General features: G+C 67.3%; 25 protein-coding genes. 18 read left to right on the top strand and 7 right to left on the bottom strand.

The genetic code is table 11. The features are described from left to right. Nucleotides 1-51: 51 nt before the first annotated feature. The 6 genes from pstS to ACQ86L_RS07145 form a co-directional block, all read right to left on the bottom strand. Nucleotides 52-1,146 carry a phosphate ABC transporter substrate-binding protein PstS gene (pstS, locus tag ACQ86L_RS07170; RefSeq protein ID WP_434318279.1) on the bottom strand — a complete coding sequence of 365 codons (1,095 nt, stop codon included), beginning with the start codon at nt 1,144-1,146 and terminating at the stop codon, nt 52-54. A gap of 163 nt (nt 1,147-1,309) precedes the next feature. Then, nucleotides 1,310-2,170, bottom strand: a complete 861-nt coding sequence (locus ACQ86L_RS07165) for a L,D-transpeptidase (protein WP_434318278.1) — start codon at nt 2,168-2,170, stop codon at nt 1,310-1,312. Between the two features lie 68 nt (nt 2,171-2,238). Beyond that, nucleotides 2,239-3,015 (bottom strand): hypothetical protein, encoded by a 777-nt coding sequence (locus ACQ86L_RS07160; protein ID WP_434318277.1) that lies wholly within the window; start codon nt 3,013-3,015, stop codon nt 2,239-2,241. A gap of 95 nt (nt 3,016-3,110) precedes the next feature. Beyond that, a complete protein-coding gene (locus ACQ86L_RS07155) occupies nt 3,111-4,049 on the bottom strand; it encodes an NUDIX hydrolase (protein ID WP_434318276.1) in 939 nt (312 codons plus the stop codon). Further along, nucleotides 4,046-6,259, bottom strand: a complete 2,214-nt coding sequence (locus ACQ86L_RS07150; protein WP_434318275.1) for an RNA degradosome polyphosphate kinase — start codon at nt 6,257-6,259, stop codon at nt 4,046-4,048. Before ACQ86L_RS07150 ends, ACQ86L_RS07155 begins: the two co-directional genes overlap by 4 nt. A 109-nt stretch (nt 6,260-6,368) precedes the next feature. Continuing rightward, nucleotides 6,369-7,061 carry a response regulator transcription factor gene (locus tag ACQ86L_RS07145; protein ID WP_434318274.1) on the bottom strand — a complete coding sequence of 231 codons (693 nt, stop codon included), beginning with the start codon at nt 7,059-7,061 and terminating at the stop codon, nt 6,369-6,371. A 114-nt stretch (nt 7,062-7,175) separates the two neighbouring features. Between ACQ86L_RS07145 and ACQ86L_RS07140 the strand changes: the two genes are divergently transcribed. The 3 genes from ACQ86L_RS07140 to ACQ86L_RS07130 all read left to right on the top strand — a co-directional run bounded on the left by ACQ86L_RS07140 (nt 7,176) and on the right by ACQ86L_RS07130 (nt 9,354). Continuing rightward, nucleotides 7,176-7,517: a hypothetical protein gene (locus ACQ86L_RS07140; protein WP_345834192.1), complete on the top strand. Its 342-nt coding sequence runs from the start codon at nt 7,176-7,178 to the stop codon at nt 7,515-7,517. A gap of 126 nt (nt 7,518-7,643) precedes the next feature. Continuing rightward, a complete protein-coding gene (locus tag ACQ86L_RS07135; RefSeq protein WP_434318273.1) occupies nt 7,644-8,240 on the top strand; it encodes an FABP family protein in 597 nt (198 codons plus the stop codon). Between the two features lies 1 nt (nt 8,241). Next, entirely contained in the window at nt 8,242-9,354 is a 1,113-nt protein-coding gene (locus ACQ86L_RS07130; protein ID WP_434318272.1) for a YgfZ/GcvT domain-containing protein, read from the top strand. An 84-nt stretch (nt 9,355-9,438) separates the two neighbouring features. Here ACQ86L_RS07130 and ACQ86L_RS07125 read toward each other — a convergent pair whose 3' ends face one another. Then, the gene (locus ACQ86L_RS07125; RefSeq protein WP_434318271.1) at nt 9,439-10,272 is read right to left on the bottom strand and encodes a class I SAM-dependent methyltransferase; all 834 of its coding nucleotides are present in this window, start codon (nt 10,270-10,272) and stop codon (nt 9,439-9,441) included. Between the two features lie 17 nt (nt 10,273-10,289). Here ACQ86L_RS07125 and ACQ86L_RS07120 point away from each other — a divergent pair, with 17 nt between their 5' ends. The 15 genes from ACQ86L_RS07120 (at nt 10,290) to ACQ86L_RS07050 (ending at nt 22,406) form a co-directional block, all read left to right on the top strand. After that, the gene (locus ACQ86L_RS07120; protein ID WP_434318270.1) at nt 10,290-11,039 is read left to right on the top strand and encodes a phosphoglyceromutase; all 750 of its coding nucleotides are present in this window, start codon (nt 10,290-10,292) and stop codon (nt 11,037-11,039) included. Between the two features lie 38 nt (nt 11,040-11,077). Next, on the top strand, nt 11,078-11,515 hold the full coding sequence (locus ACQ86L_RS07115) for a 2'-5' RNA ligase family protein (protein ID WP_434318857.1): 438 nt from the start codon (nt 11,078-11,080) through the stop codon (nt 11,513-11,515). Nucleotides 11,516-11,651: 136 nt separating this feature from the next. Then, entirely contained in the window at nt 11,652-11,942 is a 291-nt protein-coding gene (locus ACQ86L_RS07110) for a WXG100 family type VII secretion target (RefSeq protein WP_179605143.1), read from the top strand. Then, nucleotides 11,908-12,426, top strand: coding sequence for a hypothetical protein (locus ACQ86L_RS07105; RefSeq protein WP_434318269.1), 519 nt, complete (start codon nt 11,908-11,910; stop codon nt 12,424-12,426). The genes ACQ86L_RS07110 and ACQ86L_RS07105 overlap by 35 nt, the downstream gene beginning before the upstream one ends. Further along, nucleotides 12,423-12,656, top strand: coding sequence for an EsaB/YukD family protein (locus ACQ86L_RS07100; RefSeq protein WP_434318268.1), 234 nt, complete (start codon nt 12,423-12,425; stop codon nt 12,654-12,656). Before ACQ86L_RS07105 ends, ACQ86L_RS07100 begins: the two co-directional genes overlap by 4 nt. A 67-nt stretch (nt 12,657-12,723) precedes the next feature. After that, on the top strand, nt 12,724-13,803 hold the full coding sequence (essB, locus tag ACQ86L_RS07095; protein ID WP_434318267.1) for a type VII secretion protein EssB: 1,080 nt from the start codon (nt 12,724-12,726) through the stop codon (nt 13,801-13,803). After that, entirely contained in the window at nt 13,800-18,254 is a 4,455-nt protein-coding gene (gene essC, locus ACQ86L_RS07090) for a type VII secretion protein EssC (protein ID WP_434318266.1), read from the top strand. The genes essB and essC overlap by 4 nt, the downstream gene beginning before the upstream one ends. Further along, nucleotides 18,254-18,712, top strand: coding sequence for a DUF4176 domain-containing protein (locus tag ACQ86L_RS07085; protein WP_434318856.1), 459 nt, complete (start codon nt 18,254-18,256; stop codon nt 18,710-18,712). Before essC ends, ACQ86L_RS07085 begins: the two co-directional genes overlap by 1 nt. Beyond that, nucleotides 18,709-18,978, top strand: a complete 270-nt coding sequence (locus ACQ86L_RS07080; RefSeq protein ID WP_434318265.1) for a hypothetical protein — start codon at nt 18,709-18,711, stop codon at nt 18,976-18,978. Before ACQ86L_RS07085 ends, ACQ86L_RS07080 begins: the two co-directional genes overlap by 4 nt. Further along, on the top strand, nt 18,975-19,331 hold the full coding sequence (locus tag ACQ86L_RS07075; RefSeq protein ID WP_434318264.1) for a hypothetical protein: 357 nt from the start codon (nt 18,975-18,977) through the stop codon (nt 19,329-19,331). Before ACQ86L_RS07080 ends, ACQ86L_RS07075 begins: the two co-directional genes overlap by 4 nt. Then, nucleotides 19,322-20,578 (top strand): hypothetical protein, encoded by a 1,257-nt coding sequence (locus ACQ86L_RS07070; RefSeq protein WP_434318263.1) that lies wholly within the window; start codon nt 19,322-19,324, stop codon nt 20,576-20,578. Before ACQ86L_RS07075 ends, ACQ86L_RS07070 begins: the two co-directional genes overlap by 10 nt. A 4-nt stretch (nt 20,579-20,582) precedes the next feature. Beyond that, nucleotides 20,583-20,939 (top strand): hypothetical protein, encoded by a 357-nt coding sequence (locus ACQ86L_RS07065; RefSeq protein WP_434318262.1) that lies wholly within the window; start codon nt 20,583-20,585, stop codon nt 20,937-20,939. After that, nucleotides 20,939-21,451: a hypothetical protein gene (locus ACQ86L_RS07060; protein ID WP_434318261.1), complete on the top strand. Its 513-nt coding sequence runs from the start codon at nt 20,939-20,941 to the stop codon at nt 21,449-21,451. The genes ACQ86L_RS07065 and ACQ86L_RS07060 overlap by 1 nt, the downstream gene beginning before the upstream one ends. Nucleotides 21,452-21,486: 35 nt before the next feature. Next, on the top strand, nt 21,487-21,930 hold the full coding sequence (locus ACQ86L_RS07055; RefSeq protein WP_434318260.1) for a hypothetical protein: 444 nt from the start codon (nt 21,487-21,489) through the stop codon (nt 21,928-21,930). Beyond that, nucleotides 21,930-22,406, top strand: coding sequence for a DUF5085 family protein (locus tag ACQ86L_RS07050; RefSeq protein ID WP_434318259.1), 477 nt, complete (start codon nt 21,930-21,932; stop codon nt 22,404-22,406). The genes ACQ86L_RS07055 and ACQ86L_RS07050 overlap by 1 nt, the downstream gene beginning before the upstream one ends. Nucleotides 22,407-22,835: the final 429 nt, after the last annotated feature.

Genomic DNA, 22,835 nt, shown 5'->3' with positions numbered 1-22,835 from the left:
TGCGCCGCTCGGCCTGGACCGGGGTGCGGTCCAGGCCGAGCGGCCGGGGTGTTACTTGATGCTGGCGACAGCCTTGCTGACCTTGGAGGACAGGTCGCTCGCGAGCGGAGCCGAGCCGGCCTGGTCGGCCGCGGCCTTCTGCGCGTCGCTGCTGACGATGTAGTCGACGTAGCCCTTGACCAGGTCCGCCTTGGCGGCGTCCTTGTACTGCTGGCACGCGATCACGTAGGAGACCAGGACGAGCGGCCAGGCGCCCTTGCTGGTGTCCTTGCGGTTGATCTGGATGGCCAGGTCGTTGGTGTCGCGGCCCGAGGCGATCGGGGAGGCGGCGACGACCTTGGCCGCACCGTCCGCGCTGATCTTCTCGTAGTTGTCGCCCACCTTGAGTTGCGCGATCGACAGGCCGGCCGAGCCGGACTCGTCGATGTAGGTGATCGAGTTCTTCGCGTTCTTGGTGGCGTCCGCGACACCCGAGGTGCCCTTGGCGGCGTCACCGACCTGGAACGGGAAGGTCTGCGCGGCGGGAGCGGTCCACACGGTGGGAGCGTTCGCCGCGAGGTACTCGGTGAAGTTCTGCGTGGTGCCCGAGTCGTCCGAGCGGTGCACGACGGTGATCGGCGCGGACGGGAGCGTGGCGCCCGAGTTCTGCGACTTGATCTTCGCGTCGTCCCAGGTGGTGATTTTGCCCGAGAAGATGCCGGCGATCGTGTCGGCGTCGAGCTTGAGGTCCTTCACGCCGTCCACGTTGTACGCGATGGCGATCGGGGAGATGTAGACGGGGAGGTCGATGCCCTTGGCGCCCGCGGCGCAGCCGGCGAACGTCCCGGCGAGCTCCTCGGTCTTGAGCGCGGCGTCCGAGCCGGCGAAGTCGGCGGCACCCGAGATGAAGCTCTTGCGGCCGGCGCCCGAGCCCTGCGGGTCGTAGTTGACGGTGACCTTCGGGTTGGCCTGCTGGAAGCCCGCGGCCCAGACGGTCTGCGCGGCGCCCTGGGCGGACGAGCCGATGCCATTCAGCGTGCCGGAGAGGTTCGACGGCTTGGCCGCGGTGGTCGCCGGGGTGCTGCCCTCGTTCGACGCACAGGCGGTGAGGGAGATGGCGGCGGCGGCGAGAAGTGCCACGGGAACGCCAAGACGCTTCAGTTTCACAGTTGTCCCTTCCGGGGATCAGTAACAACAGGACGGGGTCGGTGCGACCCGCGTGAGACGCTATTCCCGGTGTCTGACCAGAGTCCCCCGCAGTGGTAAACGGAAGGTTAACGACCGGTGGCCTCTTGATACGCACGCATAGGTTCTGTGCCCGTTCGCCCCGTCAGTCCTGGACCGTGATCGGCGTTCCGAGCGGCAGCCGGTCGACGGCGGCGATTCCGTCGCCGCCCATCCGGATGCAGCCGTGGGAGACCGCTCCGGACGCCATATCCTGGTAGTGGATGCCGATGAGCCCGCCGTCGGCACCGCCGTACGGTTCGTCGGCGGCCGTCGCGTGCAGCGAGGTGAGCTGGATGCGGTGGACCGTCTGGCCCTGCGCGGGATCGAGGTAGCGCGCCTGCAGGTAACCGGTCGTGCCGGTCGGCGTCGGCGTCTCGGCGGTCCCCACACCGACGGGGAAGGTCTGCTCCGCCTTCCCGTCCGCGTCGGTGATCGTGAGCGTCTGCGCCGAGACGGACACGACGATCCGGTGTGAGAGCGGGACGGACGCTCCGAGCGCCGAGGTGGGCAGCCATGCGGCGGTCTGGGCCGGCGCGGTAACGCCGTCGCCGGCCTGCGAAGGGAGGAGCTGACGGCTGGCGGTGAGGACCATCGACCAGCCGCCCTTCGTCTCGACGGGCACGACGACGGTCGGCTTGCCGAGGAAGTCCTTGGCGGGGATGCGCGCGACGGCGGTGGCGAAGTCCGCGCCGTAGACCGGGGTGTCGAACGCGACCGAGGACGCGTGGGTGATCCGGGGATCGGCCGGAGCGGTGAGGAGGCCGGGGATGACCGCGTCGTAGACCGCGGCCGGCAGCGCGGCGATCGCCGACGGCGTCAGCCCGGGCGGGAGGGCGGGTCCGGTGGCCTCGGGGGTGCGGGAGGAGGTGGGTGTGGTGGTCGCGGCGGGCGTGCCGGGCGCGCACGCGGACAGGGCGGCGATGGTGAGGACTGCGGCTCCGGCCGCGGTGAGGATGCGTTTCATGCTGTGCTCCGACGAGAAGCGGGGTGGACGCTGAACGCGTCCACCCCGCTGTGAGGTTGTTCCGGGCCTCAGCCGCTCACGCGGGGCAGCTTGCCCGTGGGGCCCGGTGCCGGTGCGGGCGCCGGCGCCGGCGCGATCTGCGGGGGACCGGCGTTGATGGTGTCACCGGTGACGGTGATCGTGATGGAGTTGGCCACGGTCGAGGTCTCGCCTGTGAACGTGAACTCGATCTGGCCGGCCTCGGCGGTGCCCTGCGCGAGGAAGAGCGCCGCGTCGACGCTTCCGCTGCGGTCGGCCTCGAATGTCATGGCGGGAAGTGTCTCGCCGTTGTAGACGGTCGACAGCGCGACGGTCTCACCGGGGGTGTAACCCGCCGCGGTGATCCTGATCCCGACGTCCGGGTTGGTCAGATCCTCCGTCGAGATCGTCGTGGTGCTCGCGGAGATGCCCTTGAGAGCGCGCACGTCGAGCGTGACGGTGTTGGAGGTGTCGCCGTCGGTCGACGTGGCCGCCACGAGGACGTCCTCGCCGGCCGCGGGCAGCGGGAGGCTGCTGGACGGCGTGAAGACCTCGCTCGCGAAGGCGCCGGTGGCGTCCGCAGTGACGTCCTGCTGGCCGAGAACCATGTCGGTGTAGCTCACGGTGATGGTGACAGTGGTGTCGGCTGTGAAGCCGGAACCCGACACGTCGAGACCGGTTCCCCAGTCACCGGCGGTGAAGGTCGAGTTCGCGAGTGCGATGTCGCCGGTGGCGGCGTTCGCCGGCGCGGCGACGAAGAGCCCGCCGATGACGGCGGCCGCGGCCGCGGCGCTGAGCGCCAGGCGCGTGCGAGTGGTAGAGAGCATGCTTCCCCTTGGTTGGTACTGCCGTCCCGACTGGGACGACCGTGCCAATCTAGCGTCACACCCTGAGTAATCTCAAATAAACATCAGTATTTCAATTACTCGACCGACGGCGCATACGTCTCGATGGAGACGATGCCCGACGACGGGTTGGTCGCCGAGAGGTGCACGACCGAGAACCCGCCGGTGTCGAGGTCGGCCGCGTCGGTGAGGTAGCCGCCCGGCATCGTGCCCGTGGCCAGCGCGATCTCGCGCAGGATCTCCGGCAGGACCGGGCCATGGCTGCACAGCACGGCGGTCTTGCGCGAGCGCACGCGCTTTCCGACGATCGTGCGCACGTCGCCGTCGCCGTCCTCGTAGGCGTCCTGGCTGATGCCGGGCTCGCGGCGCGGCTTGACGCCGGTCGCGGCGGCGAGCGGCGCGACCGTCGCGACGCAGCGCACGGCGTCGCTGGTGACGATGCGCCGCGGCTGCCACGCGAGCAGGCTCGCAACAGCGCCGGCCGCCTGCTTGACGCCGCGGTCGGTGAGCGGGCGGGAGGCGTCGGAGCCGGCCCACGCGCCGCGCGGCTCGGCCTTGCCGTGGCGCAGCGCGATGAGGGCGAACGTCGAGGTGACGCCCTGACGCACCAGAGACTCGAACGCGTCGATGATCTCCACGTCGCGCTCGTAGGTGAGGTAGCTGCGGGCCTTCTTCAGCGTGACCCACTCGATCGCCGCGATCTCGGTGTTCGGGACGAACGTCGAGCGCTCGATCGCCTGGTCGACGACCTCCGCCGCCCAGTAGTGGACGATCTTCTCCCGCCCGGAGCTCAGCGGGTACGCCGAGATGCCGAGCGGGACGCCGAGCGTCACGGCGAGCCCGGTCTCCTCCAGGATCTCGCGCACCGCCGTCTGAGGCAGCGTCTCGCCCGGGTCGACCTTTCCCTTCGGGATGGTCACATCGCCGTACTTGGTGCGGTGCACGACGAGCACCACGATCTTGTCGTCCACGACGCGCCAGCAGAGGGCGCCCGCGGCGTAGACGGCGAGGCTCACCGCCTGGTTCCCGTGCGGGCCGAACGCGGACGGTGGGCGGCCTGCTGCTGCAGCTTGGTCTGGAGGTCGGTGAGCGGCGCGCCGTTCTCGTCCAGGTGGTGCCGGGTCCAGACGCCGTCCTCCGCGAGCGTCCACGCCGCCGTGCGCTCGTCGAACGCGAGGTCGAACAGGCGGTCGAGCTCGGCGAGGTGCTCGGGGTCGGCCAGGCGCACCAGCGCCTCCACGCGGCGGTCGAGGTTGCGGTGCATCATGTCCGCGCTGCCGATGTAGACGTGCGGGTCGCCGTCGTTCACGAACGAGAACACGCGCGAGTGCTCCAGGTAGCGCCCGAGCACCGAGCGCACCCGGATGTTCTCGGAGAGCCCGTCGCGTCCCGGCACGAGGCCGCAGATGCCGCGGACCCAGAGCTCGACCGGCACGCCGGCCTGGCTGGCGCGGTAGAGCGCGTCGATGATCGCCTCGTCCACGATGGAGTTGAGCTTGATGCGGATGCCGGACGGCTTGCCCGCCGCCGCGTTCGCCGCCTCGGTGTCGATTCGCTTGAGCAGGCCCTTGCGGAGGTGCAGGGGCGCGACCAGCAGGCGCTTGAACTTCTTCTCGATCGCATAGCCCGACAGCTCGTTGAAAAGCCGGGTGAGGTCCTTGCCCACCTGGTCGTCGGCCGTCAGCAGGCCGAGGTCCTCGTAGATGCGGGAGGTCTTGGGGTTGTAGTTGCCCGTGCCGATGTGGCTGTAGTGCTTGAGGACGCCCTTCTCCTCGCGGATGACCAGCGCGAGCTTGCAGTGCGTCTTGAGCCCCACCAGCCCGTAGACGACGTGCACGCCGGCCTTCTCGAGTTTGCGCGCCCAGGAGATGTTGTTCTGCTCGTCGAAGCGCGCCTTGATCTCGACCAGCGCCAGCACCTGCTTGCCGGCCTCGGCCGCATCGATCAGGGCCTCGACGATCGGGCTGTCGCCCGAGGTGCGGTACAGCGTCTGCTTGATGGCCAGGACGTGCGGGTCGGCGGCCGCCTGCTCCAGGAACGCCTGCACGCTCGTCGCGAACGACTCGTACGGGTGGTGCAGCAGGATGTCCTGCCGCGCGACCGCGGCGAAGACGTCCGGCTTGGCGTTCGGCTCGCTCGGCATGAGCTGCGGCGCCGTGGTCGGAACGTGGTTGGGGTAGTGCAGGTCGGGCCGGTCGATCCGGGAGATGTCGAAGAGTCCGCCGAGGTCGAGCGGCGCGGGCAGGCGGTAGACCTCCTGCTCGGTGACGTCGAGCTCGCGGACGAGCAGGCCGAGCGTGACGTCGTCCATGTCGTCGGTGACTTCCAGCCGGATGGGCGGCCCGAACCGGCGGCGCAGCAGCTCGCGCTCCAGCGCCTGGATCAGGTTCTCGGTCTCGTCCTCGTCGATCTCGACGTCCTCGTTGCGCGTGACGCGGAAGACGTGGTGATCGAGGATCTCCATGCCGGGGAAGAGGTCACCGAGGTGGTTGGCGATCAGGTCCTCCAGGCGCAGGAAGCGCACCTGGCCGAGACCCTCGCGCGCGTCGATACGCACGAAGCGCGGCAGCATCTGCGGCACCTTGAGGCGCGCGAACTGCTCCTTGCCCGTGCGCGAGTTGCGCACCCGGATCGAGAGGTTCAGCGACAGCCCGGAGATATACGGGAACGGGTGCGCGGGATCGACGGCCAGCGGCATCAGCACCGGGAAGATCTGCTGCGAGAACACCTCGCGCATCTGCACCTTGTCGGCGTCGTCCAGCTCGTCCCACGACGAGACCGTGATGCCGGCCTCCTCCAGAGCGGGCAGCACCTGCTCCCGGTAGGCCTTGGCGTGACGGACCTGCAGTTCGTGGGCCTTCTCGGAGATGTCGGCCAGGACCTCCTGCGGCGCGCGGCCGATGTTCGTGGGAACGGCCAGCCCGGTGGCGATGCGTCGTTTGAGTCCGGCGACCCTGACCATGAAGAACTCATCCAGGTTGCTGGCGAAGATCGCGAGGAAGTTGGCCCGTTCCAGCACCGGCAGCAGCGGGTCCTCCGCGAGCTCCAGCACGCGCTGGTTGAACGCCAGCCAGCTCAGCTCCCGGTCGAGATAGCGGTGGTCGGGGAGAGTCGGGTCCGGCTCGTAGATGAAGGGGGCGAAATCGTCGTCGAAGTCGCTGCCCAGGCTGCCGCTCAGCCCGTTGTCGAGTAGGCCGTTCTCCAGTGCCGTGCGCTCGCCGTCCATGCCCCCATCATGGCACCGCGCGCCCGGCGGGCGGCACGGAGTTCGGTTAACTGTGGAGAAACGGCCGTCCGGTCAGATCGTGGAGGACAGCCTCCACGCCGGGAGAACGTCAGGGCCGCAGCGAGGATGGCAGCCGGTCGTTCTCGTCCTCGTACACATTGAAGCGGTAGCCTACGTTGCGGACCGTCCCGATCAGCGACTCCAGGTCGCCGAGCTTGGCGCGCAGCCTCCGCACGTGGACGTCGACCGTGCGGGTGCCGCCGAAGTAGTCGTAGCCCCACACCTCGCTCAGCAGCTGCTCGCGCGTGAACACCCGCGACGGGTGCGTGGCGAAGAACCGCAGCAGCTCGAACTCCTTGAAGGTGAGGTCGAGCGCCTTGCCGTGCGCCTTGGCCGAGTAGCTCGCCTCGTCGATGGTGATGCCGGACGCCTGGATCTTCGTCTGCGAGTGCTCCTGCGTCTGCCGGCCGATCGCCAGCCGGATGCGCGCGTCCACTTCCGCCGGGCCGGCGCTGTCGAGCACCACGTCGTTGACGCCCCAGTCGGCGCTCACCGCCGTGAGGCCGCCCTCCGTGAGCACCAGCAGCAGCGGCACCGTGATGCCGGTCGTGGTCAGGATCTTGCACAGCGACTTCGCGCTCGCCAGGTCGCGCCTGGCATCGACGAAGATGAGGTCGCAGGCGGGGGCGTTGACCAAGGAGGCCGGCTCGGCGGGGATCTGCCGGACGCGGTGACTGAGGAGGCCGAGGGCCGGGAGCACGTCCGCATCGGGCGCGGACGTGAGGATCAACAGCTGCGCCACCCAGTATCCTCCTCGCCCGTCTTCGTGCGGCAATGCTACCGGAAACGCTTACGGCGGCAGATCGCGTCGTCATCGGGGGACGCGGTTGCCGGTCGCGCACGGCACAATAGGGGGATGAGCGAGACGCCGTCCGATCCGGGCCTTCTCGGTCCCGCCGCCGCGGCGGGGCCGCCTCCCGAGCCGATGCCGCGCTCGATGGTCGCGCTGAGCGTCGGCGGGGTGTGGGCGCTCGCGCTCGTGCTCGGCGTGCTCATCGCCTTCCTCTCCCACCCGATCCAGTACGCGTCCTGGCTGTCGCTCGCGCTCGGCGTGTGCGTGCTCGCGTCCTTCGGAGCCCAGCTCGCAACGCAGCGCAAGGACGGCTTCGTCAACCGGCTGGCGACGACGCTGACCGGGAGTTTCGTCATCCTCGGCGTCATCGGGGGCATCCTCGGCCTCGTCACGCTCGGGCACTGATTAGACTGGCCGTATGCTCGTCGCTCTCGAACTCTTCTTCATCGGCCTGCTGGGTCTGGCCACGCTCGCGATCCTCGGTGTCTCCGGCGTGGTCGTCTACAACCTCTTCCGCGGCCAGCGCTAGGCATGATCGAGCTCCCCACCGACCTTCCGGCCGAACTCGTCCCGCTCTCCTGGCTGATCGGGGTCTGGGAGGGGAGCGGCGTGGTCGACTACGCCCTCGGCGAGGAGCACACCCAGCTCGAATTCGGCCAGCGGGTGAGCTTCAGCCACGACGGCGAGGCCTACCTCAACTACTCCGCGACCTCGTGGGTGCTCGATGAGGACCACACCCCGCTCGCCGCGGAGACCGGCTACTGGCGGCTCAGCCGCACCCTGGTCGAGGGCGACCCGGGCCCCGCGATGCTGCCGGGCCAGGGCACGCGCCCGTTCGGCACCGCGCAGGCGGTCGAGACTCTGCGCGCCTCCAGCGGCGGCTTCGACATCGACGTGGCGATCATCCACCCGGACGGCGTGAGCGAGCTCTACATCGGCCAGGTGAACGGCCCGCGCATCGACCTGGCGACGGACGCCGTCGTGCGCACGGCCGGCGCCAAGGAGTACAGCGCGGCGACCCGGCTCTACGGACTCGTGGAGGGCCACCTCCTGTGGGCCTGGGACATCGCGGCGCTCGGCCAGGAGCTGCGCACGCACGCCTCCGCCCGGCTCGCCAAGGTGGACTGACGTGGACGCCTCGCCCTTCCTCTCCCTCCCCGGTGCGGTGGACATCGCCGACAGCGGAGTCCCCTCGCACTACGGCAACCCGCTCGCGGAGCAGCGCGCCCTGCTCGAAGGCGGCGCGATCGTCGACCTGTCCGACCGCGCGGTGCTGTCGATCACCGGCCCGGACCGTCTGAGCTGGCTCAACTCGCTGACCAGCCAGTCGCTGCTCGGCCTCCAGCCCGGGGAGTCGTCCGAGACCCTGCTTCTCGACGTCACCGGCCGCGTGGAGCACGCCGTGCGTCTGATCGAGGACGGCTCGACGCTGTGGCTGCTGGTCGACCGGCCGGAGGCCACCGGCCTGCTCGCCTGGCTGGACTCGATGCGCTTCATGCTCCGCGTCGAGCTGGCCGACCACACCGAGACGCTCGCGACGATCGGCACGCTCGGCGAGCCTCCGTTGCCGATCGCCGCGCCGAACGGCGTCCCGCTGATCTGGCACGACCCCTGGCACGCGGTGACCCCCGGCGGCCACCAGTACGCCCGCGGCGAGCACCCCGGCGCGAGCTGGAGCTGGAGCGAGCGGGTCGTGCCGCGCGACGCCCTCCCGTCGATCGTGGCCCGCGTGGAGTCCGGGGAGCTGACCGTCGCCGGCACGCTCGCCGCCGACGCCCTGCGGATCGCCGCCTGGCGCCCGCGCTTCGCCACCGAGGTGGACGAGCGCACCATCCCGCACGAGCTCGACTGGCTGCGCACGGCCGTCCACCTCACCAAGGGCTGCTACCGCGGCCAGGAGACGGTCGCCAAGGTGCACAACCTCGGCCACCCGCCGCGCCGCCTCGTGATGCTGCACCTCGACGGCTCGGAAGGGGTCCACCCGGCCCGCGGCGCCGAGGTCACGCTCGACGGACGCGTGGTCGGCACCGTCACGTCCTCCGCCCTGCACTACGAGCTCGGCCCGATCGCCCTCGCGATCGTCAAGCGCGGCACCGACCCCGCGGCCACCCTCACCGTGGACGCCGACGGCACCCCCGTCGCCGCCGCCCAGGAGGTCGTCGTCCCCCCGGAGGCCGGCGCCGAGGCCCACGTCCCCCACCTCCCGCGCCTGGGCGCCGTCACCCGCACCCCGCGCGGCTGACGGAGGACATCCGCCCGGCCAGGCCCCAGCACGTCAGCCAAGGGACGACATCCACCGCAGCCCGCGGCGGATCTCCTCCGTTGCCTACACGGGCGCGACAGCCTCCCAACGCACTGTGAGCTCGCCGAGCCGCCACCGAGACCGCCCGCCGACCACCGGCCACCCCGCATCGCGCATCCCCTGCGCCACCGCCATCCAGCGCTGCTTCGGTCCGTACGCGGCGAGCGGGGAGTGGACCCGCCAGAGCCGGTCGAGGTCCGCGAGGTAGGCGTGAACGCCCTCGCCGGGGACGTTCCGGTGGATGAGCGCCTTGGGCAGCCGCTCGGCCACGACGCTCGGCGCATCCAGCCCGCGCAGGCGCAGCGAGACGGTGAAGGTCTGCGGTCCGGTCCTGTCGAGCGTGACCCAGCTCGCGATCCGGCCGATCTCGTCGCAGGTGCCCTCGACGAGCGCGCCGCCGAGTTGCAGGCGGCCGAGCATGCGCTCCCAGGCGGGTGCGACCTCCGACTCGTCGTACTGCCGCAGCACGTTGAACGCGCGGATGACCGCCGCGTGCCGCCCCGGCAGCGGCACCTCGAAGCCGCCGACCGCGAAGCCCACCCGCGCCCGCGGGTCGAATCCGGTGCTCCCCGCTCGCACGTCCTCCAGCTGCGCGAGCGCGGTCCGGACCCGACCGGGGTCGATCTCCAGCCCCAGGACCTCGACGTCGGGACGCACCTTCGCCAGCCTGTGCTGGAGCTCGAAGGCCGTCACACCGCTCGCGCCGTAGCCGAGGTCGACCACGATCGGGTCGCCCGTGCGGCGCAGTTCGGGCAGCGCCGCGATCCAGCGATCCACCCTCCGCAGGCGGTTCGTGTTGGTCGTCCCGCGGGTGACGGTGCCGACCACCGAGCCGGCGCGGGAGGACGTGGAGGGCATGTGACAAGATTAATCGCATGCCCACCCCCTACACTTTGATCCTCCTCCGTCACGGCAACAGCGTGTGGAACCAGCAGAACCTGTTCACCGGCTGGGTCGACGTCCGGCTCAGCGAGCAGGGCGTCGCCGAGGCCACCCGCGCCGGCGAGCTCCTGGCCGAGTCCGGCCTGACGCCCGACATCCTCTACACCTCGGTGCTGACCCGCGCGATCCAGACCGCGAACCTCGCGCTGGACGTCGCCGACCGCCTCTGGATCCCGGTCGAGCGCTCCTGGCGTCTCAACGAGCGTCACTACGGCGCGCTGCAGGGTCTCGACAAGGCGGAGACCCTGGAGAAGTACGGTCCGGAGCAGTTCCAGCTCTGGCGCCGCTCCTTCGACGTGCCGCCGCCGCCGCTCGACGACGACAGCGAGTGGTCGCAGGCGAACGACCCGCGCTACGCCGGCCTCGGCGACGACCTCCCCCGCACGGAGTGCCTGAAGGACGTCATCGCGCGGATGCTGCCGTACTGGGAGTCCGACATCACCGTCAGCCTCGCCGAGGGCAAGACCGTCCTGGTGACCGCGCACGGCAACTCGCTGCGCGCGCTGGTCAAGCACCTCGACGGCATCTCCGACGAGGAGATCGCCGAGCTGAACATCCCGACCGGCATCCCGCTGGTCTACAAGCTGGACGAGACGTTCGCGCCCATCGAGCCCGGCGTGTACCTCGACCCGGAGGCCGCCGCCGCCGGAGCCGCGGCCGTCGCCGCCCAGGGCAAGAAGTAGGCCTCACGGCCGTCCCGTCGTACGTCGTCGTCGCGTTCCTGCCGGAACGCGGCGGCGACGTCGTCGTTCCTGCGGAGTTCGCAGCGGGGGACTGGCCGCTGCACATCACCGTCGTGCCCCCGTTCCAGACCGAGCTGGAGGCGGACGCCGTCGCCGCGCTCCTGCCGCACGGGCCGCGCATCCCCGTCGTCGCCGGCGCGCGCGCGTCGTTCGGACACCGCCACGCGGTGCCGGTCACCCTGGTCCGCCCGTCGCCCGCGCTGCTCGCGCTGCACACAGCCTGCGTCGACGCGCTGGAGGCCGCGGGCGCGGTCATCGCCGACCAGCGCCACGTCCGAGGCGGCTACCGGCCGCACGCGAGCGACCAGCGCTCCGCCGCGCTCGCGCCCGGCGACCACGCCGCCCTGACCGAGCTCGCCCTGGTCGCCCGTACTCCAGGCTCCCGCCGGGTCGCCGCCCGCGTCCCACTCGCCTGACCCCGGCACTGAAGTGGCATTCGGGCCACATTTCACGTGTGAGATTTGACACGATCGACCGCGGCTTATAGCGTCGAAGCCGAAATACTCCGTATATCGCGGTAGTACGTTTTGTGTCGAAACAGGAGACGTCAACATGGGCCAGATCAGCGTTACGCCGGAAGAACTGAAGCAGCAGGCTCAGGTCTACACCCGCTCGAAGGAAGAGATCGAGCAGGCGATCCAGAAGGTCAACCAGATGAACTCGACCATTGCCGAGCAGTGGAAGGGTCAGGCTTTTCAGGCGTATCTCGAGCAGTACAACCAGCTGCACGAGAGCGTGAAGAAGTTCGAGGAGCTGCTGGTCAACATCAACGAACAGCTGAACAAGTACGCCGACACCATCGCTGAGCGTGACGCGCAGGATGCGCAGAGCTTCGGCTTCTGATCGGCTCATCGGCGCAGGTCTGAGTGCGTGCGCGCTGGCGGTCGGCCTGACCGTCAGCGCGCCCGCAGTCTCAGCCGTCGCCGACGACCAGGATGATGCGGGCAAGCTGAGCCTCAACACGACGGTTCTCGTCAACGAGTCGGTGGGCGCCGGTTCCTCCGGTGAGTTCCCGATCCGCAGCAGCCTGTTCTCGGACCGCCTGTCTACGCAGGCAGAGCAGCGACGAGCGCAGTCCGCTGAACGATTGAGCGTCGTCGAGGCCCTGACCTTCGCCGAGGCTCGACCGTCCGGTGATCAGTATCGGTCGGTGAGAGCAGCCTTGTTCGAGGACTACTCGTCCGACGTGATCGCCTCATCGTCGGACGAGCGCGAGGAGTCCTCCGTCCTCCTCGGGGTGCTGGCCGTCGTCGTGGTGCCGATCGTGCTGGTGGGGGGAATCGTGCTGGGACGGCTCTGGGCGAGACGACGCCGGGCGGCGTCGTGATCGAGATCACCCTCGTCTATGCGCAGCGGCAGATCGACCTCCTCGTGCCGGCCGCGGTCAGGTTCGACCGGCTGCGGCAGTTGATCCGCGACGCGTTCGCCGCGAAGGGGACGTCACTGCCGGACGACTTCTCGTTCGCGCTCGATGACAAGGCCCTCGCGGTGAGCGGGCACGACTTCATTTCCTCCTTCGGGATCGGCAACGGCGATCGCCTTCAGATTGTGACGTGACTGAGTAATGCGTATTGAGCTAGACGGAACGGTTCTCGAACTCGAGACGAGTCCCGGGAGTCTTCGCGTGAGCGTGGACAAGAACGGGTACCAGAGCGCGAGTCTCGATGTGATCTCCCGCTACATCGACGCGCGTGAGACCGATGCCGGCCTCGTGGTCGAATACGGGGTCGCCGAAGGTGAGATCCGTTTCGGGGAGGCGGTCGGTCGGGCGAGGACCCGGCTCGACCGGCTGTCGCTGGCCCAGAAGCTCGTCGCCTGCGTCGGCTATCGCGACGGCTTCCGCGTGCCGGTGATCCATCCGGACAACGTCTATCTCAACGGCGGCCTGCTCCGGGTGGTGCACTTCGGCCTCCAGGGCATGCTCGTGCCGACGGTGTTCGATGAAGCGCGCTTCCTCGCGTCGCTGAAGGCGATGGTGCTCCACGTCTTCCGTCCGAAGCTCCCCTTCGAGCAGCTCCTCGATGGGGCGGCGGCTTTGCAGGACACCTTCTCGATCGCGGTGCGGCAGGCGGCGACGGCCGACGAGTTGTTCGCGTACATCGACGCGCAGCTGACGGCCGAGCAGGCGGACGTCGCCGCTCGCAGAGTCAGCGTTCCCAAGCGCCGGTATTCGGGGTACCGGCTCGTCGGCGCGCTCGGCCTCACCGCCGCGCTGGTCGCCGGCGTGTTCGCCTGGCAGACCGCGAGCCACAACCGCCTGCAGGATGCGGTGGTCTCCGCTCAGGCGCGCTTCCTCGCGAACGACTACGGCGGTGCTCTGACGGAGCTGGAAGGCTTCGCGGCCACCTCTCTCCCGGCGTCCGCGAAGTACGTCCTGGCGGTGTCGAGCGTCAACCTCGATGACCTCACGGCCACGCAGAAGCAGGCGGTCCTGAACACCCTCTCCCAGAAGTCCGACGACGTGACGCTGAACTACTGGATCGCCATCGGCCGCGGTGAGTTCGAGCAGGCCCTCGACTACGCGCAGAACCTCGGGGACGATCAGCTCACGTTGCTCGCCTACACCGACCTGTACCAGTCCACGAAGCTGAACTCTCAGATGCCCGGCGGCGAGAAGCAGAAGCTCCTGGACGAGTACGCGAAGGCCATCGACGAGCTGACAGCCACGCTGGAGGGCACGAGCGACCCGGCGGCGGCCGAATGAGCGTGTTCGCGACGGAGCCGCTCGCCGGCTTCCAGGGTGCAGCGCTCGACTCCCGACTCGACCCGAGTCAGCTGCTCTACCTCGTGTATGCGGTCGACGGAGAGAGAGCCGTCAGGCTGACGCTCACGGAGGAGCACCCGTTCGTCGAGCATGACGGCCACAAGTTCAGCGTCATCAACGAGTCCCTGTACGTCGATGGGGAGCTGATCGGCGCCGGGCGGAGAACGGTCGGCGCGCTCGACTGCCTCGTGGTGCCCGCCGCGGACGCTCGGACCGTGTGCTTCGTCACCGATACGAGCCGCGACCTCGTGATCGGGGATGTGCCGTATGCCGGCATCCGGGCAGCGGGCTCGCCGCTGCTGATCGTGCAGGCGGACTCGGTCATCGTCGAAGCACGAGGGCGGCTCGTGTACGTCGACGACGTCGCGGTCGCCGGGCGGGAGATCCGGGACCTCGACGTCGGCACGGTGGTGCTGACGGAGGCATTCCTCCTCGAGAAGCGCCCGACGCAGTTCAAGATCACCACGTTCGGCTCTGAGGTGGAGTTCGACCACGCGACGCTGTTGGCGCAGCCGCCGGAGCCGGAGTTCCCGGCGGACTTTCCCGACTATCGGCGCTCTCCGAAGCTGAACCTGGAGGTCGAGGAGGCCGAGTTCGCCCTGCAGGGGCCGGACAAGCCGGGCGCGAAGCCCAAGAACCGGCTTCTGCGGATGGTGGTGCCGCCGTTCTTCATGATCGCGGCCTCCGGCGTGACGACGATGGTCATCGGGACGAATCCGGCGATGATGCTCGGCATGGGCCTGGCGACCCTCCTGACGGCCTCGTTCACGGTGTCGCAGTACGTCACGGAGCGGAGGGAGACCCGAGCGGCCGCTGTCACAGCGGACGAGGACTACACGCAATACCTCGTGAGGACCGTGGCCGGTGTCTCCAAGGCGTACGACGAGGAGCGCGACGTGCTGCGGTATCAGCAGCCGAGCCCGCACGAGCTCGCGGTGATGGTCGAACGGTACGACCAGAGGATCTACGAGCGTCAGCGTTTCAACAAGGACTTCTTGCGCGTCTCACTGGGGTTGTCCGATCGTCCGTCCGTGTTGACGGTGTCCTCCGATGTGAGCGAGAAGGACGCGAGCGTCGAGGCCCAGCGGGTGGCCGAGCTCGCGTCGGGGTTCCGCACCCAGCGTGACGCACCGACTCCCATCAGCCTGGCGGGGCAGACCCTCGGGTTCGTCGGCCCTCCCGGTGACGTCACCGACTACCTGCAATCGTTGCTCTTCCAGACGGCGTTCTTCCACTCGTACCGCGACGTGAACTTCGTCAGCCTGCTCTCGCGCGAGGCATACACGCAGACGTGGAGCGCGTGGCGCTTGCTGCCGCATTTCAAGCTCCAGGAGCTGAACATGCGGGGTCTGGTCCATACCGACAAGCTGCGCGACGTCGTGCTGAACGGCTTCTACCAGCTGCTTCAGAAGCGCAAGCAGGCGGTGAAGGACGCGGGCACGCAGCAGCCGCAGTTCTCGCCGCACTACGTGTTCACGATCTCCGACGACCGCCACCTGGCCGGCCACGGCATCAACGAACTGCTCGCCGAGGATATGAGCGGGCTCGGCGTGACCGTGATCTGGTGCAGCGAGGACGCGAAACTCCTTCCGGAGACGGTGACCACGCTCATCCAGGCGCCGCACCAGGTGAAGGGCGAGCTCGTCACCGACAAGGGTGTGTATGTGGCGACCCCGTTCACTCCGTACGTGTTGCCTGAGGACCTCGAGCACTCCCTCCGCAAGCTCTCGAATCTGAACCATCTGGAGGTCGAGAAGAACGCGGTGCCGGAGGCCCTGAGCCTGCTGGAACAGTACGAGGTGAAGACCGTCGACGACCTCCGGATCGCGGAGCGTTGGGCGAGCGCCGAACCGAACAAGTCCATTTCGTCGCTGATCGGGTGGCGGGGCAAGTCCGATCACGTGTACTGGGATCTGCACGAGCGTGCGCACGGCCCGCACGCGCTCGTGGGCGGCACGACGGGCTCGGGCAAGTCGGAGTTCCTGACGACCTACCTCATCGGTCTGGCGATCAACTTCTCGCCGGAGGACGTGGGCATGCTCATCATCGACTGGAAGGGCGGCGGCATCGCCAACACGCTCGACCGGCTGCCGCACTTCATGGGCGCGATCACCAACCTCGACGGCGCGGGAACCGCGAGAGCGCTGGCGAGCATCAAGGCGGAGCTCGACAAGCGTCAGCGCGAGTTCGCGGTCTACGGCGTGAACAGCATCAACGCCTACATGACCTTGTACAAGCAGCGGCACGATCCGAAGCCGGAGGTGAAGTACCCGACGAAGCCGCTGCCGCACCTGGTGCTGGTGTCTGACGAGTTCGCCGAGCTGAAGGCCAACGTGCCCGAGTTCCTCGACGAGCTCACCTCGGTCGCCCGCATCGGTCGAAGCCTCGGTGTGCACCTGATCCTCGCGACGCAGAAGCCGAGCGGCGTGGTGAACGACCAGATCGAGGCGAACTCGACCTCGAAGATCGCGCTGAAGATGGCCGGCGAGCAGGACTCGAACGAGCTGCTGAAGACCACGGATGCCGCGCACATCACGAACCCCGGTCGCGGATACCTGAAGGTCGGCCAGAACGAGGTGTACGAGCTCTTCCAGAGCGGCTACGCCGGGGTGCCCTACGACCCCGACGCGCAGGTCACCGAGAAGGTGGACGAGCGGATCTACAAGATCAACGACCTCGGCCAGTACGAGCTCTTCTACGACCCCGACGAGGAAGTGGAGCAGGGCAAAGACACGAGCGACCTGCCGTCCCAGCTCGACGCGGTCATCGACACGATCGTGACCATCTTCGACGGCGACGACGCGCTCACGCGGCCGGAGAAGCCGTGGCTGCCGAGCCTCGCCGGCAGGATCCCGGCTCCGGCGCCGACCGGGGACCAGGACGGCGTCCCACTCGGTCTGCTCGACATCCCGAGCCGACAGGCGCAGGAGAGCTACGACTTCGACCTCGCACGGGCCGGACACACGGTCGTCTTCGGTAGTCCGGGTTACGGGAAGTCGACGGTGTTGCAGACGATAGTGATGAATCTCGCGAAGACCCGGACGCCCGAGCAAATGCACGTCTACCTGTTCGACTTCGGCAACAACGGGCTTCTCCCGCTGCGGGATCTGCCCAACGTCGCGGACATCGTCACCTCGGAGGAGGGCGAGAAGCTCAGCAAGATGCTCAGCGCGGTCTCGGACGCGATGGCCACCCGCAAGCAGTTGTTCAAGGATGCGGGGGTCGCGAATCTCGAGCAGTACGGGGCGAAGACGTCGCGGGCGCTTCCGGTCACGCTCAACGTGCTCGACGGCTACGACAACCTCACCACGAACGACTCCAGAAAGGACTCGATCGACAACGTGCTTTTGCAGGTGCTTCGCGAGGGCGCAGCACTCGGTGTGTATCTCGTGATGAGTGCGAGCCGGGTGGGCGGTGTGCGCATGAACATGCTCAGCAACGTCTCGACGAAACTGTGCCTCTACCTGAACGACGAGACTGACGTCGCCCAGCTGATGGGCCGAGAGCGGCTGCTGCAGACCAACCTCCCGGGCCGCGGTCAGCTCCTCGCCGGAGTGCCGACGGCAATCCAGTTCTATCTGCCCGCCGCGGGCGAGAACGGCTCCGAGACCCTTTCGGCGCTCGAAGCCCAGGTGACTGAACTGGACGAAGCCTGGGATGGCGCGCGGCCGGCGCCGATTCCGATGGTTCCCCAGGAGCTCACACCGGAAGTCTTCACGCGTTTCGCAACGCACGAAGCGCCGGCGCACACGCTGTTCCTGGGGCTGAACAAGACCGATTCCGAGCCCGAGACCTGTGAACTCTTCGCCGGCGGTTCGTTGGCGATCTTCCCGGATTCGGGGAAGCAGGCGGCATTGCTGTATCCGTTCCTGATCGCCCAGATCGTCGATGCCGTCGATGCCGAGAACCTGGTGGTGATCGACGCCCACGACGCCCTCCACGCGCACGTCCCGGCAGAAACGTCGCTGTACGTCGGCAAGAAGGCGGTCAAGGCCCACGCCGACGCGCTGAAACCCGCGCTTCTGGAGCTCATCGAGCACGGCACACGCAGGCAGCGGTGCGTGGTCATCAACGGCATGACAGATGTGTTCGAGAGACTCACGCTGACGACGGAACAGATCGCAGAGCTCCTCGGCCTGAGCAACGGGCTCGTCCAGATCATCGTTCTCGATCACCTGTCGAAGGTGAACAGTGGCTTCGGGTTGGTCGGCCCGTTGAAAGAGAACGTGGATCGGATCCTTTTCGGCGGTGACCTGGGCACGCAGCGCTTCATCGACAATCTGCCGGTCGCAGTGAGGAAAGAGGCGCACGCCAAGAACGTCCTGCACTCCCTCACCGACGGAGAACTCGACCACATCGTCGTGCCGACCCCGAACGAAAGCGAAGGATGATGTCGTTGGAGCTTCAGGGCGAACTCTTGGGCCTGGGGTCCATCGTTCGGATCGAGAACGAACGCGCGTCTGGTCTGTTCGTGATCCTCGCGCGCGGGGCGTATCGCGCCGACAACGAACGGCCCGAGGTCGAGCCCCGTTACTTGGTCGCCCCGCATCCGTTCGGCGAAGCGCCCGATCAGGAGACCTTTCCCCTCCTGGCGCGTGAGATTCAGGCGGTCATCTTCGAAGGCTATTCCGACGACGCCGACGAGGCCTTTCTCGCGGACCTTCTGGACCAGATGGAGAACGGCCGCCGGGCGACCAGCCCAGCGCAACAGTTCACGGATGCGCTCACGGAGATCCCTGAGGCGCAAGCACCTGACTCAGACGTTCACGGAGCGTCACCGCCCGGTGTCGACCCGTTCTCCGATCTCCGTCGCGTGATCGACGCCGACTCCCGAAAGGGTGAGAAATGAAGATTTCATCAAATACTGGTGCGGCCCATGCCGCGGTGTCGGGCTTCGCCGCGATCGAGGTCGACAGCACAGGGCAACGCGTGAGCCTCGGGACAAGCAATGTCCCGGGCATGACGAACGGTGTGAAGGTCGCCGACAACGTTCTGAGCGTCGTTTCCGAGATGGTCTCCGGTGTGAAGGGTCAGGCCGACGGCGTCACCGCTCTCGCAACGGAGATCGAAGAACGCGACAAGCGCGACGCGGCGAGTGTGGGCGGGAAACGATGAACGATTCCGCCGTGGAACGGCGTGTGGCGCTGGATCGCCAGATCAGGGACCGCGAGAGTCAGGCGGCGGAAGACCTGGCGACGATCCGCGTGCTCAGTGAGCAGTGGGAGACGTATCACCAAGTGATGCGAACGAATACCCAACGGTTCGAAGAAGCAGGCATCGGTCTCGGCGCGAAGAACTACTTCGTGCAGAAGGGGCTGGCTGCGAGAAGTGAGCTCGACGCCTACGTCAGCCGACTGGCGCGCGATCACGTCGAGCTCCTGGACGAGGCAGCGAGGGACATCCGCTGGAAGTCCGAGGCCGAGGTGGAGCGGCTGCGGCAGGAGAAGGCTGGCGCGTCATGGGATTGACCTACGATTCGGGTGACTCGAGCGCGTTGACGGGCGCGCTTTCGGCGAACCTGACCGCTGCGACCGCTGTGCTGGATGCGACGGATAGCGCGTGTGTGAAGCTCGGCGACGCTCTGGGGAGTGGTGAGCTTTCGGGCAAGGGATACTCCGCCGTCGACACGCTCTTCGCTCAGATCGTCCGGCCCTCCATCAAGGATGCGAAGGACGCGATCGCCTCGATCCACGCGGATCTGGAGAAGTACACCCGGGCGGACGAGCTGGTTGCCCGCTTCGGCGTGCTGAAAGAGGACGAGCTGAATGTCCAGCTCGCGGCGACGAGGGCCCAACGGGACGCGACGGAACGTCAGATCGAGGCCAACCGCACCGCGGCTGCCGCGTCGGCGACGCTGCCGGCGGTGGGTCTGGCTTTGGAGGCGGCGAATACGCAGTTGGAGTTGGTGCTGGCGCAGCTGGTGACCGACGTCAAGGACCTGGAGGATAGGCTGCGGGCGCTCCAGGAGTTCGCTGCGCGCACGGCTGAGCTGTTCGTGGATGGGCTCACCAACCTCGCCGCGGCGACGGGCGAGACTGTTTCTCTTCTTGAGAGCCTGAAGGGCTCCTTGGTCCTGGGATCTGTCGGGAATGGCATCGGTGCCGCGGTGACGCGGAGCGTGATCCTCGACCATCTGGCCGGCAACAAGATCAGGAGAGACGCCGAGGGTCGGTTGAAGTATGGCGGCAGGTATCTCTACAAGCCGGCGAGCACGCACCTGTACGGCAGAGGCAAAGACTTCAACGCGGCCACCAAGACCAGGATCGACCACTACCAGAGGCCGATCAAAGCCGGCGGGCGTGGCTTTGTCACTGATCTGACGGGAGACTTCACGGGGTGGAAGGACGCTTCGAAACTCAGCAGGGTCGGTATGGGTCTGGGGGCCGCGGGAACGGTCCTGACGGTCGGGAGCAACGCGGAACGATACCTGACTGGCGACGTCAGCGCACGCGATTGGCGTGACTTCACGACCGACACTGCCGTCGACCTCGGTAGTGCTGCAGCGGCCGCTGGCGCGGGTGCCGCGGTCGGGTCGTTCCTCCTGCCGCCCTTGGGAACCGTCATCGGCGCCGGCGCGGGGATCTTCTTCAACGTGGTCCTCAGCGAGGTGAAGTTCGGCGACAAGACGGCAGTTGAGTGGGCCAAAGAAGGTGCCAGGAACCTCGCCAATGGCGCTGAGGATCTGTGGAACACCATCGTGGCGAAGTTCTGGTGATGTGATGGGTAAGAAACTGACTAAGGCCGAACGTGCGCGCCTTGAGGCAAACGAGATTTACTTCGTTACCCTCGCCAACAGCAGGGCGTCATTCGCCTACCTGCCCGTGATGGCGTTCGTCAATGCGCTCTTTCTGAGCTTCTTGACGGTCACCGCGGGCGCAACTGCCTTTCTTCCTGGCGGTCACCGAGCGTTCGTGGTGCTGTTCTGCGTGAATCTCGTTGCTCTGGGCTTCAGTGTTCTGGTGTTGCTGTCGTCGTTCTTCCGGGCGTTGATCTACCGGTTTCAGGTGTTCTTCTCCCGCGTCATGGCAGTATCCGCGGCCGTCATGGTGTACATGCTGTGCCTTGGGGGGCGCTAATGATCGCCCGCGTCGACCATGCGGGATTCACGATGTTCGACGTCGCACTGTTCCCCTTCGTCGGCGCGATCGGCATGCTGTATCTGTGCGGGGCGACGGTCGTGCATGTCCTCCTGTTGCGAAACCGTCTGCGCGATGGTCATTCGGACGAGCGCACTTGGGGCAACCTCATAGCCGCCTCGAGTGTGTATAGCTCGAAGAGCATGTGGATCATCTTCGGAGCGGCGACGGTCATCCCGAACGTGCTTACGCAGGGTCAGTACGTGGAGATCACCTTGGGCGTGATCCTCTTCCTTTTGTTCGCGACCGTGACGCCGAGCCTCCCGGTCGAGTTCACCTATCTCGCGCATTTGAAGTCGCGGGACAAGCGGTATTGGGATGAACGACCGGCCAAGCGTCGCCGCAAGAAGGGTCAGGCGCGAGCTGTCTTCAAAAAGATCGCGCTGTGGGTCGGCATCTTCATAGCGGTGTGCGTAGCGTTCGGCACCCTGGCCAAGATCCTGGAGGGCTGACTCGCTATGCAGGTCAAGAATGGAAGGACCAGTTCATGAAGTTCAAACGTCGGGTGTTGAGCCTGCACAACGTTGTGAGCCACACCGCAGACCTTCGACCGGGAGACGAACTCTTCGAGGTCATCGACCCTGTCGCTGACTACTTCAAGCAGGTCTTGATGCACAACGGCTACTACACCAGTGGCCCGATCGTCTTCTCCAGCGTTCCTGGCCGCAAAGAGTTCACGATCATGACGACTCTCGGTAATCGGATCAACATCGTGGACGACAGGACCGAGAGTTTCGGCTTCGTGGAGCATCTCGAACTGGATACGGAGTTCTTCTACCGACACCATGACCTCGATGAGCCGGTGCCGTATGAGGACATCGAGCTGGCGGTCGCCGAAGCTGGGCTGGAGATCAGGAACATCCACCATGTGGTGCTCAAGTTCTATGGCGAGGTCATGCTGGACCTCTACGTCGATGCGGAGGCTCGCTGATGGACCCTTCTCTCCAGGGCATCACGTTCGAGGAGAAGCTGGCGTATCAGAACGTGGTCAGCCGCCGCGCGAAGTTCCACAACAGCAGGCTCGGCGAGAATCTGGAATCGTTCGTCTCAGACGTCGTCCGGGTCGGTGGCACCCCGAAGGGGCCTTACTTCTACAGCTTGAACAATGTGCCAATGGATGAGATCACGGACATCGAGATCTTCCTCCCGATCCAGGAGCGCATCCTGACGCCGGAAGAAGGAATGCTGTTCCATTCCTACGTCGAGATCGGCCCCCTGGCGCGTGGAGTCGTCACAGGCGACGTCGAGAACCAGACCGAGTTGGTGTACGCGCAGCTCCTCGCTGGGCTCGACAGCCGGGGCTTTGTCATCAACGCGCCGTTCTTCCACGTCTTCCCGAGTGACGGGTCGAAATATGCGTCCGTGTATCTGGGCTACGTCGATCCGGCGGAGGGGATCGACTCGTGACCCTGGCGCCCGCTGCCGACTGAATCGCAACAGACGAAAGAAGGTCACATGTTGATCTGGCAAGGGTGGGGAATCCTTCCGGTTCTCTATGCCGTAGCCGCCGTGGTTGTCGCGGTATGGCTTGAGTCCCTGGGTCTTCCGCAATCGTCCTTCGCGATTGTGGCATGTTGCGTCCTGCTTCTCGCGGCGGTGGCCACCTGGTTTACGGGCGTGGCGTTGAACCGAATCGCCCTCAGCGTAGGGTCGGCGCCTGGGCGCAGGGCCGTCGTGCGCAGCTGGATGAGCTGGTGGTGAGCGGAAGATTCTCGCTCGGACCCGGCCAACCCCAGCCGGCATCGCTCGAAGAAGCGCAACGCATGTCGGAGGACCTGTTCGCGGCCGAAGAAGCCGAGGTGACCAGAACGGCCCGAAACCGACACACCCTCTTCG

The organism is Leifsonia sp. P73 (assembly GCF_051059105.1).
In the GTDB taxonomy this organism is placed as follows: Bacteria; Actinomycetota; Actinomycetes; order Actinomycetales; family Microbacteriaceae; genus Leifsonia.
The sequence above is the reverse complement of the archived record's forward strand: the minus strand, read 5'-3'. Positions and strand labels throughout refer to the sequence as shown.

Excerpts from the sequence above, each read along its gene's own strand:
- ACQ86L_RS07165 (WP_434318278.1), bottom strand. The coding sequence starts at position 2,170 with ATGAAACGCATCCTCACCGCGGCCGGAGCCGCAGTCCTCACCATCGCC.
- ACQ86L_RS07160 (WP_434318277.1), bottom strand. The coding sequence starts at position 3,015 with ATGCTCTCTACCACTCGCACGCGCCTGGCGCTCAGCGCCGCGGCCGCG.
- ACQ86L_RS07150 (WP_434318275.1), bottom strand. The coding sequence starts at position 6,259 with ATGGACGGCGAGCGCACGGCACTGGAGAACGGCCTACTCGACAACGGG.
- ACQ86L_RS07140 (WP_345834192.1), top strand. The coding sequence starts at position 7,176 with ATGAGCGAGACGCCGTCCGATCCGGGCCTTCTCGGTCCCGCCGCCGCG.
- ACQ86L_RS07135 (WP_434318273.1), top strand. The coding sequence starts at position 7,644 with ATGATCGAGCTCCCCACCGACCTTCCGGCCGAACTCGTCCCGCTCTCC.
- ACQ86L_RS07125 (WP_434318271.1), bottom strand. The coding sequence starts at position 10,272 with ATGCCCTCCACGTCCTCCCGCGCCGGCTCGGTGGTCGGCACCGTCACC.
- ACQ86L_RS07120 (WP_434318270.1), top strand. The coding sequence starts at position 10,290 with ATGCCCACCCCCTACACTTTGATCCTCCTCCGTCACGGCAACAGCGTG.
- ACQ86L_RS07110 (WP_179605143.1), top strand. The coding sequence starts at position 11,652 with ATGGGCCAGATCAGCGTTACGCCGGAAGAACTGAAGCAGCAGGCTCAG.
- essC (WP_434318266.1), top strand. The coding sequence starts at position 13,800 with ATGAGCGTGTTCGCGACGGAGCCGCTCGCCGGCTTCCAGGGTGCAGCG.
- ACQ86L_RS07085 (WP_434318856.1), top strand. The coding sequence starts at position 18,254 with ATGTCGTTGGAGCTTCAGGGCGAACTCTTGGGCCTGGGGTCCATCGTT.
- ACQ86L_RS07080 (WP_434318265.1), top strand. The coding sequence starts at position 18,709 with ATGAAGATTTCATCAAATACTGGTGCGGCCCATGCCGCGGTGTCGGGC.
- ACQ86L_RS07075 (WP_434318264.1), top strand. The coding sequence starts at position 18,975 with ATGAACGATTCCGCCGTGGAACGGCGTGTGGCGCTGGATCGCCAGATC.
- ACQ86L_RS07070 (WP_434318263.1), top strand. The coding sequence starts at position 19,322 with ATGGGATTGACCTACGATTCGGGTGACTCGAGCGCGTTGACGGGCGCG.
- ACQ86L_RS07065 (WP_434318262.1), top strand. The coding sequence starts at position 20,583 with ATGGGTAAGAAACTGACTAAGGCCGAACGTGCGCGCCTTGAGGCAAAC.
- ACQ86L_RS07060 (WP_434318261.1), top strand. The coding sequence starts at position 20,939 with ATGATCGCCCGCGTCGACCATGCGGGATTCACGATGTTCGACGTCGCA.
- ACQ86L_RS07055 (WP_434318260.1), top strand. The coding sequence starts at position 21,487 with ATGAAGTTCAAACGTCGGGTGTTGAGCCTGCACAACGTTGTGAGCCAC.
- ACQ86L_RS07050 (WP_434318259.1), top strand. The coding sequence starts at position 21,930 with ATGGACCCTTCTCTCCAGGGCATCACGTTCGAGGAGAAGCTGGCGTAT.